This is a genomic window from Arthrobacter citreus, from assembly GCF_038405225.1.
Classification (GTDB): Bacteria; Actinomycetota; Actinomycetes; order Actinomycetales; family Micrococcaceae; genus Arthrobacter_B; species Arthrobacter_B citreus_A.
Genome location: NZ_CP151657.1, coordinates 3,805,451 through 3,818,774, shown reverse-complemented (window position 1 = coordinate 3,818,774; position 13,324 = coordinate 3,805,451). Strand labels below are relative to the sequence as shown.

The 13,324-nt window shown below is 64.8% G+C and carries 13 protein-coding genes; 5 read left to right on the top strand and 8 right to left on the bottom strand.

What is annotated here, in order from left to right; translation table 11 throughout:
• The first annotated feature begins 11 nt into the window (after positions 1-11).
• The 5 genes from AAE021_RS17735 (at position 12) to AAE021_RS17715 (ending at position 5,499) form a co-directional block, all read left to right on the top strand.
• Positions 12-1,331, top strand: a complete 1,320-nt coding sequence (locus tag AAE021_RS17735) for an extracellular solute-binding protein (protein ID WP_342023605.1) — start codon at positions 12-14, stop codon at positions 1,329-1,331.
• On the top strand, positions 1,328-2,290 hold the full coding sequence (locus AAE021_RS17730; protein WP_342023604.1) for a sugar ABC transporter permease: 963 nt from the start codon (positions 1,328-1,330) through the stop codon (positions 2,288-2,290). The genes AAE021_RS17735 and AAE021_RS17730 overlap by 4 nt, the downstream gene beginning before the upstream one ends.
• Entirely contained in the window at positions 2,290-3,132 is an 843-nt protein-coding gene (locus AAE021_RS17725) for a carbohydrate ABC transporter permease (RefSeq protein WP_342023603.1), read from the top strand. The genes AAE021_RS17730 and AAE021_RS17725 overlap by 1 nt, the downstream gene beginning before the upstream one ends.
• A gap of 37 nt (positions 3,133-3,169) precedes the next feature.
• Positions 3,170-4,438: a sn-glycerol-3-phosphate ABC transporter ATP-binding protein UgpC gene (locus tag AAE021_RS17720; RefSeq protein ID WP_342023602.1), complete on the top strand. Its 1,269-nt coding sequence runs from the start codon at positions 3,170-3,172 to the stop codon at positions 4,436-4,438.
• A 77-nt stretch (positions 4,439-4,515) separates the two neighbouring features.
• Positions 4,516-5,499, top strand: a complete 984-nt coding sequence (locus AAE021_RS17715; RefSeq protein WP_342023601.1) for a hypothetical protein — start codon at positions 4,516-4,518, stop codon at positions 5,497-5,499.
• A gap of 160 nt (positions 5,500-5,659) precedes the next feature.
• Here AAE021_RS17715 and AAE021_RS17710 read toward each other — a convergent pair whose 3' ends face one another.
• From AAE021_RS17710 to AAE021_RS17675, 8 genes are all read right to left on the bottom strand, one after another.
• Entirely contained in the window at positions 5,660-7,636 is a 1,977-nt protein-coding gene (locus AAE021_RS17710; protein ID WP_342023600.1) for an NHL domain-containing thioredoxin family protein, read from the bottom strand.
• Entirely contained in the window at positions 7,636-9,663 is a 2,028-nt protein-coding gene (locus AAE021_RS17705) for a cytochrome c oxidase assembly protein (RefSeq protein ID WP_342025457.1), read from the bottom strand. The genes AAE021_RS17710 and AAE021_RS17705 overlap by 1 nt, the downstream gene beginning before the upstream one ends.
• Positions 9,664-9,885: 222 nt before the next feature.
• Positions 9,886-10,173, bottom strand: a complete 288-nt coding sequence (locus AAE021_RS17700) for an HU family DNA-binding protein (RefSeq protein ID WP_152223378.1) — start codon at positions 10,171-10,173, stop codon at positions 9,886-9,888.
• A gap of 311 nt (positions 10,174-10,484) precedes the next feature.
• Positions 10,485-10,790 (bottom strand): 30S ribosomal protein S14, encoded by a 306-nt coding sequence (gene rpsN, locus AAE021_RS17695; protein WP_104053171.1) that lies wholly within the window; start codon positions 10,788-10,790, stop codon positions 10,485-10,487.
• A 2-nt stretch (positions 10,791-10,792) separates the two neighbouring features.
• Positions 10,793-10,960 (bottom strand): 50S ribosomal protein L33, encoded by a 168-nt coding sequence (gene rpmG / locus AAE021_RS17690; RefSeq protein WP_104053172.1) that lies wholly within the window; start codon positions 10,958-10,960, stop codon positions 10,793-10,795.
• Positions 10,960-11,196, bottom strand: a complete 237-nt coding sequence (rpmB, locus tag AAE021_RS17685) for a 50S ribosomal protein L28 (RefSeq protein WP_104053173.1) — start codon at positions 11,194-11,196, stop codon at positions 10,960-10,962. Before rpmB ends, rpmG begins: the two co-directional genes overlap by 1 nt.
• A gap of 405 nt (positions 11,197-11,601) precedes the next feature.
• Positions 11,602-12,747 (bottom strand): glucose-1-phosphate adenylyltransferase family protein, encoded by a 1,146-nt coding sequence (locus tag AAE021_RS17680; RefSeq protein ID WP_342023599.1) that lies wholly within the window; start codon positions 12,745-12,747, stop codon positions 11,602-11,604.
• Positions 12,748-12,821: 74 nt separating this feature from the next.
• Positions 12,822-13,322, bottom strand: coding sequence for a MarR family winged helix-turn-helix transcriptional regulator (locus AAE021_RS17675; protein ID WP_342023598.1), 501 nt, complete (start codon positions 13,320-13,322; stop codon positions 12,822-12,824).
• Between the last annotated feature and the right edge of the window lie 2 nt (positions 13,323-13,324).

The window sequence follows — 13,324 nt, the reverse complement described above, 5'->3', positions numbered from 1 at the left end:
GCACAACACCGATGCCAACGGACGCAAGAAAGTACGGCCGATCCCGGGTAAGGAGCTATGCTGCCGCGGGGTTCGCCCTCGCCGTCGGGGCCACGCTGCTCAGCGGCTGCAGCTCTGCCGAAGGACCTCCCACACTCACCTGGTACATCAACCCCGACGCCGGCGGACAGGCCAACATCGCCGAGACCTGCAGCGAGCAGTCGGACGGTGCCTACACGATTCAGACGTCGCTCCTCCCCAATGACGCGGCTGCCCAGCGCGAGCAGCTCGCCCGCCGGTTGGCGGCCGGGGACGACACCATGGACATCATGAGCCTGGACCCGCCGTTCGTGCCGGAGTTCGCGGAACCGGGTTATTTGGCCCCCGTGCCCGAGGATGTTGCGGAACGCACCACCCAGGATGTGGTCGAAGGCGCACTCGCGGGAGCACGCTGGAAGGACAAGCTGGTGGCCGTTCCCTTCTGGGCCAACACGCAGATCCTCTGGTACCGGAAGTCAGTGGCTGAAGCGGCCGGGATGGACATGAGCCAGCCCGTGACATGGGACCAGATCATTGAAGCGGCTGCCAGCCAGGACAAGTTCATTGGCGTCCAGGGTGCCCGCGCCGAGTCCATGACCGTGTGGGTGAACGCCCTGATTGAATCGGCCGGCGGCACGATCGTGGAAAACCCCGACGCATCGGCGGCTGACATCAAGCTTGGCATCGACTCGGAGGCCGGAACCCAGGCTGCGGAGATCGTGTCCACCATCGGCAAGGAAGGGCTCGGCGGTCCAGGCCTTCCCACCCAGACCGAAAACACCTCCATGATCCAGTTCCAGGGGGATGAGGGTTCCTTCATGGTGAACTACCCCTTCGTCTGGCCGGCCACCAATGAAGCGGTGACCGCCGGCACATTGCCGGCGGAACTGATCGATGACATCGGCTGGACCCTGTACCCGCAGGTCAACGAGGGTGAGGACACCGCTCCCCCGCTGGGCGGCATCGACTTGGGTGTCGGTTCCAACAGCAAGTATCCGGACCTGGCCTACCAGGCCATCGAGTGCATCGTCAGCCCCGAAAACCAGGCCCAGTACTTCACCAGCAACGGCAACCCGCCGGCCAGCGCGGCAGCATACGACGCACCCGGAGTGAGCGACACCTTCCCGATGGCCGAAACCATCAGGGAGTCCCTCGAGTTATCCAAGCCCCGGCCGCAAACCCCGTACTACAACGAGGTGTCGACCGGAATCCAGCAGACCTGGACTCCGCCAAGCGCGGTTGATCCGGCCACCACGCCGGCAACAAGCGCCGAGTTCATTCTTGCGGTCCTGAAAGGGGAGAAGCTGTTGTGAGTACTTCCGTAGAAGCACCCCGGGGAACCACCCCCGCCCCGGCGCCAGCGAAGCCCCGGCTCAGCGACCGGGCCCGCTCGGAGCGGCGGCTCGGCCTGTGGCTGGCTTTCCCGGCCTTCATCATCATGCTGGCGGTCACCGCCTACCCGATCCTGCTGGCCTTGTGGGAATCACTCTTCAAGTACCGGCTCACGGCTCCAGCCGACCGCGAATTCATTGGCTTGGGCAACTACGCTGTGATCCTCACGGATTCCCTGTTTTGGCGGGACCTCGGGGTAACACTGCTGATCACCGTCATCACCGTCGTCGTGGAACTCGTGCTGGGCTTCATCCTCGCCCTGGTGATGAACAGTGCACTGAAAGCCGTCCGGGGCTGGCTCCGCACCGCCATCCTGGTACCCTACGGCATCATCACCGTGGTTTCGGCCTTCGCCTGGTTCTATGCCTTCGACATCGATTCGGGATATATCAACCACTGGTTTGACTGGGTGCCGGGCATCAACCCTGACCTGAACTGGTTCGCCGACGGCCCCACTGCCCTCTTCGTCATCATGGCCTCCGAAATCTGGAAAACCACCCCGTTCATCTCCCTCCTGCTTCTTGCCGGACTGGCGCAGGTTCCGGGCGAGCTGACCGAGGCCGCCGAAGTGGACGGTGCCACCTGGTGGCAGCGGATGTCCCGGGTCATCCTCCCGAACATGAAGGCGGCCATCATGGTTGCAGTGCTCTTCCGGGCACTGGATGCCTTCCGCATTTTCGACAACGTCTACATCATGACCAACGGCGCGTACGGGACGGAGGTCCTCTCCCTGCTCGCCTACCGCACCTCGATTACCAGGCTCGAAATCGGCATGGGCTCGGCCGTTTCCGTGCTGCTGTTCCTCTGCGTGATCATCATCTGCTTCATCGCCATCAAACTGTTCAAGGTGGACCTCACCGGTGCACGAGGGGGTAACTAATGAAAGGCTCAGCCACGAAGCGGAGACTGACCTGGACGATCATCTCGATCCTGGTCATTCTTTACGCGCTGTTTCCGGTCGCCTCCATCCTCGCCACGTCGTTCAAGCTCCCCAGCGACCTGACCTCGGGAACCTTCCTTCCCACCACCTGGTCGTTCTCGAACTATGAGCAGATCCTGGTGGGCGACGCGCAGGGCCTGTTCCTTTCATCCCTCCGCAACTCGATCGGCATCTCGCTCATCGCCACGTTCATCGCGGTGATCCTGGCGACACTCTGCGCCTACGCCATAGCCCGCCTGGACTTCCCGGGCAAGAAGCTGATCCTGACCACGGCCCTTGGCGTATCGATCTTCCCGGTTATTTCCATCGTGACGCCGCTGTTCAACCTGTGGCGCAACATCGGCCTCTACGACACGTGGCCCGGGCTGATCATTCCGTACCTGTCCCTGACGCTTCCCATCTCCATCTGGACCCTGTCCGCCTTTTTCCGGCAGATCCCCTGGGAGCTGGAGCAGGCAGCCCAGGTGGACGGAGCAACCACGTGGCAGGCCTTCCGCAAAGCCATCGTGCCCCTGGCCGCGCCCGGCGTTTTCACCACCGCGATCATTGCGTTTTTCATCGCATGGAATGACTTCGTGTACGGCATTTCGCTCACCTCCACCGACGCGGCCCGCCCGGTTCCCGCGGCCCTGGCGTTTTTCACCGGGGCTTCGCAGTTCGAAGAACCAACCGGCGCCATTTCGGCAGCCGCAATTATTGTCACCATTCCCGTTGTAGTCCTGGTGCTGGCGTTCCAGCGCCAGATCGTCTCGGGTCTAACCCAGGGCGCTGTCAAGGGCTAGTCCCGGCACGTTCGGTCGAAGAAAAGGATTTGTTCTCATGGCATCGATCACCCTCAAGAACCTCGTCAAGAAGTACGGCGACGGCTTTCCCGCCGTCAACGATGTCAGTCTGGACATCGCGGACGGCGAGTTCATCATCCTGGTGGGCCCTTCCGGCTGCGGAAAGTCCACGCTGCTGCGCATGATCGTGGGCCTGGAAGACATCACCTCGGGGGACCTGCTGATCAACGGGCAGCGCGTGAATGACAAGGCGCCCCGCGACCGCAACCTCGCCATGGTGTTCCAGAACTACGCCCTCTACCCGCACCTGACCGTCTTCGAAAACATCGCATTTCCGCTTCGCCTGGCCAAGGGGAAGTACACCGAGGAGCAGGTGCACAAGCTGGTCAACGACGCGGCGGCCACCCTGGAGCTGACGGAGCACCTGGACCGCAAGCCAGCCAACCTTTCCGGCGGACAGCGCCAGCGGGTGGCCATGGGCCGGGCCATCGTCCGCCAGGCCGACGCGTTCCTCTTTGACGAGCCGCTGTCCAACCTCGACGCCAAGCTGCGCGGCCAGATGAGGTCCGAGATTTCACAAATGCAGCGCCGGCTCGGGACCACCAGCGTCTACGTGACGCACGACCAAACCGAGGCCATGACTCTGGGTGACCGGGTTGCCGTCCTCAAGAAGGGCATCCTGCAGCAGGTTGCCTCGCCCCGTGAACTTTACGAGCAGCCCATCAACCTCTTTGTGGCCGGCTTCATCGGCTCGCCGTCGATGAACTTCCTGCCCGCAACGGTGGACGGCAACGTCCTGCGGACGGCGGTGGGAGACCTCACCATCCCGCAGGATAAGGCGGACAAGGCAGCGGGGAAGGAGATCGTCCTCGTGGGCCTGCGGCCGGAGTTCTTCGAGGACGCCAAGTTCGTGGACGAGGCAAAGCGCCCGCACGGCTCCATCTTCATTGCTCCCATCAGCCACACCGAATGGCTGGGCAACGAGCAGTACGGTTACATCCCCTTCAATCCGGACCCCGAGGTGAAGGAGCTGCTGGACAACCTGGCCCGCGACATGGACGCCGACGAGCTGCGTCCGCAGATTGTCGTCACCCTCGATGCCGCTTCGCGCATCCGCGGCGGCCGGGATGCCGAGCTGTGGCTGGACACCCGCAAGGTGCACCTGTTCGACCCGGAGTCCGGGGAAAACCTCACCCGTGATGCGCGGGCGGGAGCCGAGCTCACGGAGGAAGCCAACGCCGCACGGGCCGAAGAAATCGCCATGGCGCGTGAAAACGACGCCGTGGCCAGCGGGGTCGAATCCTAGCCGCCGCGGAAGAAGCCCGGACCGCGGACCCAAGCCGGTCCGGGCTTACCGGAGTTCCACCCGGTATCGTTTGAGCAGTGCAGGGAACAACTTCAGTAATTAAGGCAGTGGCCACGTGGCTGCTCGCGCTCATGGTCACGGTGGCCGCCGCAGTGGTGGTGATCTTCTTCGTCAACGCCAAAATCTACGGGCCCGAACACCAGGTCACCAGCTATTTGGCGGCCCTTCAGGAGGGCGACGGCGAACGCGCCCTGGGGCTGCTGGCCGCCAAGGTGCCGGACGCCAACGCGGCCCTGCTGGACGATGAGGGCCTGAAGGGCTCCACCGCCGGCTTGGAGATCCTGGAAATCGGCGAACCGCAGGATGCCGGCGGAAACCGGGTGGATGTTGAGGTCCGTTATTCCTTCGGCGACGAGGAAGGGACGAGCACCTACCGCCTGGAACGGACCGACAGGCAGTGGCTGTTTTTTGACCACTGGTCCTTTGTGCCCTCGTCCCTGCCCACACTGACGGTCACCGCGGCAGGCCAGCGGGAGGCCACGGTCAACGGTGTTCAGGTTGCCCTGCCCGCTGACACCACAACATTTGCTGCGTTCTACCCGGCGCGCGTCGAGGTTTCCTACACCTCGGAGTACTTCGCAGCCGCGGCCCAGCAGGGGTCCGTCGCATCACCGCAGGACACTGTGGACCTGGTGCTGACCACAGAGGCCACCGAGTCGCTGAAAAAAGCAGTGGACGACGACGTCCGCGCATTCCTGGCCGGCTGCACCAGCGCCCAGGACCGCCTCGCTCCCCCGGGCTGCCCCTTCTTCCACTTCACCGACAACCGGGTGGAACTTCCCATCGTCTGGGAGATCACCGAGTTTCCCGAGGTGAAGATCCGCTCCGTATCCGGAAACTGGGTGTTGTCGCCGCTCAACGGCAAGGCCCGGCTTACCGCCACCCAGACAGACCTCTTCAGCGGCGCCAAGAGCCCGTTGGAAGTGGAGAAGGACTTTAGCTTCGCCGCGCAGCTGTCGGTCGGCAGCGACGACGTATCCGTCACGCCGCTCATCGACTGACGCGCCGCCATCGCCACCGCCTTCACCCCGCCACGCCCCTCAAAAAAAGTCATCCCAAAAAATCACCGCGAGATGGCAGTAAGTGCGCTTCTCAGGGCTGGGAAGCGCACTTACTGCCATCTCGCGGGGTGGAGCGGGGTGGGGCGGGCGGGGTGAGCGGTTAGTCGAGCCCGCGCAGGTCCAGCGTCAGCACCGAGTCGCCGGCGGCCTCGATCGTCACCGGGATGCCCCAGTCCTGCTGGTACAGGTGGCAGGCCGCATGGTCAGGGATCTCCCCGCCGGGTTCACCGTCGCAGGCCGCGGCCCGGGCGGTGATGTGCAGGACGCCGCCGGGAACGTCACCCGAAAGCACCAGCTCGCGCGTCAGCCCGGTGGAGGTGCCGCCACCGGAAAGGAGCAGCTCTTCGGGCGAGGCCGAAATCTTCAACTGGGTCGGATCCCCCCACCGGTCATCCAGCTTCTGGCCCTTGGGAGCGGAGAACCGCACGGACAGAGCCACAGGGCCGGCGGCCATCGGGCTTGCCGGCCGCTGGGTCTGCCGGGCACCCTCGTCCACTGATTGGGCTTCCTTGGGAATGGGCAGCCGGACCAGTTCATGCCTGTTCGCTTCCACGACGATCAGCAGCGGCTCCCCGGTGGTGGTGTCCACCAGCAGATCGGAGGGCTCAGCGAGGCCGCGGGCAAGAGTGGACACCGTCTTGGTGGCCGGGTCATACCGGCGGACCGCTCCGTTGTAGGTGTCGGCAATGGCCACGGAACCGTCCGGCAGCACGGCAACGCCCAGCGGGTGCTGCAGGCGGGCCGCGGCGGCGTCGCCGTCCCGGAAACCGAAGTCGAACAGCCCTGCGCCAACGGCGGTGTCAACGGACACGTGTGTCCCGGCGTCGTCGGTGGTGAAGGACAGCCTGCGCAGTGCCGATGTTTCCGAATCGGCTACCCAGATGTTGCCGGCGGCGTCTTCGGCCAGGCCGGAGGACTGGGCGAACCAGGCCTTGTCTCCGGGACCGTCAAGCAGGCCTTCCAAACCGGTTCCGGCCAGGATGCCCACCGCTCCGGTGACCGGATCAAAGGTGAAAATCTGGTGCGTGCCGGCCATGGCCACGACCAGCCGTTCCAGTGCCGAGGACCAGGTCAGGTCCCACGGCGAGGAGAGGGAAACGTCCAGGGGTGCCGTGCCCAGGTCGGATTCGGCCAGGGCCGGCTCAAAGCTGCTGGCATCCGCTGTGCTGGATTCGGAGGGGTGCGGGTCCCCCGCAGCCCGTTTGGTCTGGTTTCCGGCGTCCAGGAGGCGCTGGATGCCGTTTCCCGCCACCGTCGTCACCGTTCCGGAGTCCAGCGCGACCGCGCGCAGCCGGTGGTTGACCGTGTCAGCCACCACGACGTCGTACCCTGCCTTTTCGGCGACGCCCGCCGGGAGCACCGCCAGGCCCTGGGGTTCGTTGAAGCGTGCGGTGGCTGCCGTGCCGTCCTGCCAGCCCTTGGTGCCGTCGCCAAGGACGGAGCGCACCGTCGTAAGGTCCGCTTCCAGCTCCACCAGGCGGTGGTGCCCGGTGTCCGCCACCAGGAACGTGCCGCCGGGCAGCGGAACCGCTTTGCCCGGAAAGCGCAGGTTTCCGGCGGTGGGCTCGGCCGGAACGTACGGGCCGTCGCCGCGGTGCAGTGTGCCCTTGGCTTCGTGCTCGGTTACCAGCTCGCTGATCAGTGAATCCAGGCCGGCGGCGTGCCCTTCACCGGAGAGGTTGGCCACGATGTAGCCCTCCGGGTCCAGGACCACCAGGGTGGGCCAGGCCCGGGCCGCGTAGGCCTGCCACGTGAGCAGCTCAGGATCATCCAGGACCGGGTGGTGGATCTCGTAGCGCTCAACGGCCGCTGCGAGGGCCACCGGATCCGCTTCGTGTTCGAACTTGGGCGAATGGACCCCCACCGTGACGAGGACGTCGGAGTATTTCTCCTCCAGCGGGCGCAGCTCATCCAGCACGTGGAGGCAGTTGATGCAGCAGAACGTCCAGAAGTCCAGCAGCACAACCTTGCCGCGCAGGTCTTCGAGCCCCAGTTGGCGGCCGCCGGTATTGAGCCAGTTGCGGCCTTCCAGCGCGGACGCCCGCACCCGGTAATCGGTACGCACGGTTTCAGTCATTAACGATCTCCTTCAGAGCTGCTGGCATCCCGCTTCGCCAGATTGGCAAACATGTTGTTGTAAGCAGCCAGTTCAGCCTCATTATTCCGGTCGGCCGCCCGGTCTTTACGCCGTGTTTCGCGGGCGTCGGTCCGCGACCACTGCAGGGCCACGCCAATGGCCACCATTACCGTGGGAATTTCGCCCACTCCCCACATGATGGATCCGCCCAGCTGCTGGTCAGCCAGTGCCGAAAGTCCCCATTCCCGGCCCATGTTTCCGAAGTAGGAAGCCTGGATCAGGGAGGTGCCGCCCATCACCGCAACACCGAAGAATGCGTGGAAAGCCATAGTGGCCAGCAGGATCACCAGGCGCAGCGGATACGGTGCCCGGTACGGCAGCGGGTCGATGCCGATCATGGTCAGGACAAAGATGTAACCGGTCAGCAGGAAGTGCACGACCATCAGCTCATGGCCAACATGCTGGCGCAGGGCGAAGCCGAAGAGCTCGGAGTAGTAGAACACCACGATGGACCCGGCAAAGTTGACCGCCGCGAAGATCGGGTTGGTCACCAGCTTGGAGAACCAGGAGTGCACGCCTACGAGAATCCATTCCCGGATGCCCCGGGTTCCGTCTCCGCGCGGCGTCAGGGCCTTCAGGGCCAGTGTGACGGGCGCGCCCAGGACGAGGAACAGGGGCACCACCATGGTCAGGGACATGTGCGCGAGCATGTGCGTGCTGAACAGGACCATGCCGTAAACGGCAGGGGCGCCCGAGGTGACGTACGTCAGCATCGCCAGGCCCGCCAGCCAGCTCAGGGTCCGGACCAGGGGCCATTTGTCTCCGCGCCGGCGGACCTTCACCACACCGCGCAGATAGGCGACGGCGAGGGTCAGCACAATGGCCACCCAGAGCCAGTCGAACCGCCACTCGGTGAGGTACCGCTCCAGGGTCAGTTCCGGGGGAAGGTCATAGCCGGTCAGGATCCGCGCAGGGGATGCGTTGGGCGGCAGCTCCTCGGGCCGGGGCGTGGCGGTGCGGCCCAGCGCCACGGCAACACCGGACACTGCGCCCATGATGAGCAGCTCCACGGTGATCAGCTGCCAGAGGACGCGGTTGGCACTCTTTTGCTTCGCTCCGCCATGCTCGCTGGAACCGGCGGCGGAACCGGGAACCTTGGCCGGCAGCTGCGGGATGATCCACCGGCGGTGCAGGAAACCGATGACGCCGAGCAGCAGGGTTGCCGCTGCCTTGACGATCACCAGGGCACCCCACTCCGAGTTCAGCTGGCTGAGGGACGTAATCCGCAGGGACGCGTTGACGACGCCGGACAGCAGCACCAGCGCGAAGGCGAAGCCGGCCAGCGCCGAGTAGCGGCGGAGCACCACGCCGGTGATGGGACCCAGCCGCCCGGACACGACGGCCAGGACAATCAGCCCGCCGATCCACAGGCAGACCCCGGCCAGGTGCAGCCCGATCGAGTTGACGGCGGCGCTGTGGTCATCGCCGCCGGCGGAGTGACCCACCAGTGCAATGGGAATAATGGCGCCGGCAGCCAGCACAGTGGTGGCAGCCAGCATGTTGAGGGACCGGACACCGAAGGTCAGGGTGGTCACCACGGCGGCAATGATGCTCACGGCCAGCCAGGCGCGTCCGGTGGAGAAATCAGTGACAAAGGAGCCCAGTCCCTGCGTGTAGCTGGCATCCGCGCTCAGCGCCAGCCCCGACACATCGGAGTAGGTAAAGAGCAGCACGGCGACGGCGGACAGGGTCCACACCGCCGCCGCGGTCCCTGCCAGTGCCAGCGTGCGGGTGAAGGCCGGATGCTCCGGTTCGCCGGCTTCGACCCTGCGGCCCCGCTTCAGCTTCAGGGATTTGGGCAGGATGGCCACGGAGAACACCAGGGCGCCGATCACGGCTGCCATGGCTGCGTTGTGGAGCGCCTTGAAGACTGGCAGCGCCCACCGGGTCAGGGCGCCGGGGTCGGACAGCTGCTGGGCCGCGGCAGCGCCGGAGAACAGCAGTGCCGAGGCCAGGGCGGTGAGCATGAGAGCGGCGGCCGCGATCAGCCAGCCGTTCCGTACGGCCGGAACGGCAGCGGGTGCGCCGGTGGCGGAGCGGGCATCTCTTCCCGACCGGGCGGCGCCTGCGGTATCGGTGTTGGCAGTTTTAGGCACGGTACCTATTCTCTACCCACGGTAGAAATTTGGGCTAATTACGCAAAAAAGGCCGGCGCCTTACGGCGCCGGCCCTTGCCTCGTTCGAGGAGGTTACTTCTTGTTGGAGACCGAAGCCTTCAGCTTGGAGCCCGCGGTCAGCTTGACGCTGTGGCCTGCGGGGATCTGAATGGTTTCGCCGGTCTGCGGGTTGCGGCCGGTGCGGGCAGCGCGGTCGGTGCGCTCAACTGCGAGCCAGCCCGGGATGGTGATCTTTTCACCATTGGCAACGGAGGTTGCGAAGATCTCGAAGACAGCGTCAAGCACGCCATTCACTGCGGTCTGGCTGTTGCCGGACTTCTCTGCGACTGCTGCAACAAGTTCACTGCGGTTCATAGCCAATTTATGTCCTCCTGGACTAGGGGTTAGCTCGAGCGGATCACGGATGCGAAACCGCCACTGTTGGAAAACTTACCAGTCCGCCGCCGAAAATCCGGCAAAATCCGCTGTTTTTCGCGGTTTTTTCCGCTATGAGCCCAGAAAAAGGTGTCTTTTGCCCCACACCGCCTCGTAGGCTACTTCCCTGCAACGGCGCGGATTCCGGCCGCCGGCGGCACGGGTGTGGTCCCCCGCTTCCCCGGGCAGCAAAAACGGCAGCAAAAAGGGCGGCAACCCAAGAGGTTGCCGCCCTTTCAGAACCGGTTAAGCAGTGCTTACCAGCTGGACTTCTTGACGCCCGGCAGTTCGCCTGCGTGGGCCATGTTGCGGAAACGAACGCGCGAGATACCGAACTTCTGGAGGGTACCGCGGGGGCGGCCGTCGATCTGGTCGCGGTTGCGAAGGCGGACCGGCGATGCGTTGCGCGGAAGCTTCTGCAGGCCGAGGCGTGCAGCTTCGCGGGCTTCGTCGGTAGCGTTCGGGTCTACCAGGGTCTTCTTCAGTTCGAGGCGCTTCGCAGCGTAGCGCTCAACAATGACCTTGCGCTGCTCATTGCGGGCAATCTTTGACTTCTTTGCCATTCTTAGCGCTCCTCACGGAATTCGACGTGCTGGCGGACCTTGGGGTCGTACTTCTTGAGGACCATGCGGTCCGGGTCGTTACGACGGTTCTTGCGGGTCACGTAGGTGTACCCGGTGCCGGCGGTCGACTTCAGCTTGATGATCGGACGTACGTCCTTGTCCTTAGCCACTAGAGCTTCACACCCTTCGCGATAAGGTCAGTGATGACGGCGTCGATACCGCGCACGTCGATCGTCTTGATACCGCGGGCGGAAACCTGCAGCGTGACGTTGCGGCGCAGGGACGGAACCCAGTAGCGCTTCTTCTGAATATTCGGGTCGAACCGGCGCTTGTTGCGGCGGTGCGAGTGCGAAATGCTGTGACCAAAGCCGGGAATGGCTCCGGTGACCTGGCAGTATGCTGCCATGATCTCTCTCCTCCAGTTGTAGTAAATATGACGGTCCTCAAAAAACAGACACAGGGCGTTTGCCTAAGCACCTGCCATAAAGAGCGTCCCGCCACCAGTTTTGACACCGTTATTACTGCGACTTTCCGGAGGTGAACCTGGCGGGGTGAGATCCAGCCGAAGTGCCTCGCCGCGGGGAAGACGGTGAAGTTCAGGAAGCCAAGCAGTATCTGCCGGGACAGCCTTCAATTCTAGGTTTATACGGGTGGCCGCGCAAATATCCGTCCGGCCGCATGGAAGCGGGCCGAGTGGACACAGGCGCAACTTAACGCCTCTCTATCCTAGGGGCAACCCGGCTTTCATTCAAACCGGCCGGACACCCTACCCGGTTAACGTGCCGGACCTCACGATCCGGTGCGGCGGATGTCAGGACGACGACGGCGCGTCCACCGCTCCGTCCGCACCCACCACCACCACGCCGGCGTCCGGATCCAGGGCGGCACCGTCCAGTTCCGTGCCTCCGCCGATGACGGCATCCGCGTCCACAATGGCGTTGCGCAGCCGTGCGCCTGAGCTGATCCGCACATCCCCGAGGATCACGCAGGACTCCACCTCGGCTCCGGCTTCAACAAGCGCGCCGGGACCGATCACGCTGCGCCGGACAGCCCCCTCCACCCGTGATCCCGGAGCGAGCAGGCTGCCCGACACCTGCGCCCCGTCTCCCACGTAGCCGGGAAGCCGGCGCGGAGCGGCGCTGAGGATGGGCCATTGGGGATCGTCAAACACGAGTCCGCGCCCGTCAATGAGGTCCATGTGGCCCTGGTGGTAGCTGCGCGGGGTGCCCATGTCCCGCCAGTAGCCGTCCAGCTGGTGCTCGGCCACCTTTTCGGTCCGGACCAGGTAAGGGATCAGCTGGTCCCCGTAGTCCTCGAGCTCGCCTTCCTTTTCCATCAGCTCGTCCATGGCTGAGAGGAGGACGCCGGCGTCGTACAGGAAAATCTCAGCGGCCACCGTGTCGCTCTTCGGCTTTTCCGGTTTGTACTCAAAGCCGGTCACCTCGCCGTCCGCGGACTCGACCACGCCGTGGTCGGAAGCATTGTTCCGGATTTTGGTGGTCACCACCGTCAACGCGGCGTTGGCCTCCTGATGGGTGGCGACGACGTCGCGGTAGTCCAGCCGGTACAGGTGGTCGGCGCTGAGCACGAGCACCAGGTCGGGATCGTATTCCCGGATGTAATCGGCCTGCCGGTACAGGGCATCGGCGTTTCCTTCAGCAAACCCTTCGCCTTCTCCGCCCTGGTACGGCGGCAGGACCCGCAGTCCGCCGTTGGTCCGGTCCAGGTCCCAGGGACGCCCGCTGACCAGGTGGTCGTTGAGCGACTTGGGCTTGTACTGCTCCACGATCCAGACATCGGAAAACCCGCTGTTGTGGAGGTTGGACAGCGGCACGTCGATGAGCCGGTAGGAACCTGCCACCGGCATGGCCGGCTTCGCCCGGTGCTCGGTGAGAGCTCCGAGCCGGCCCCCGGTTCCGCCGGCAAGAATGATGGTCAGGATCCGCGGCGCGTGCATGAGTAATACCTCTCGCTGGGGGTGATGGGGCTGCTCAGCTGTGTCCCTACGCTAGCAAACGCAAAAACGCCCTGTCAGGCCCGCTCGGCGTCGAGGACGCTGAGGTCCGGCTCGATCCGGGCCAGGATCCGGCGCCCCACCCGCTCGAGGTCCTCGACGTCGCGGTCATCAAGCCCGTCGAAGACCAGCTCCCGCACGGTCCGGACATGATCCGGAGCCAGGCCTTCGAGGGCCGCCATGCCCTCGTCCGTCAGCGCGGCCATGGTCACGCGCGCATCGTCGGGAGACGGGGTCCGTTCCATCCACCCGCGCCCCTCCAGCTTCTTCACCACATGGGACAGGCGGGACAGCGAGGCGTTGGACCGGGCCGCCAGCTCGCTCATGGGAAGTGCCCGGCCGGGCTCTTCGGAGGTCATTGCCAGCACGTGGTAGTCAAAGAGCGTTATCCGCGCCCTCTTGAACAGGTCCGCGTCCAGGGTGGGCGTCAACCGGGTGGCAACCGCATACAGCGCCAGCCAGGCCCGCCGTTCCTCGGGAGTCAGCCACCGGGGAGCAGGTGCATCAGGTTCACTCATGC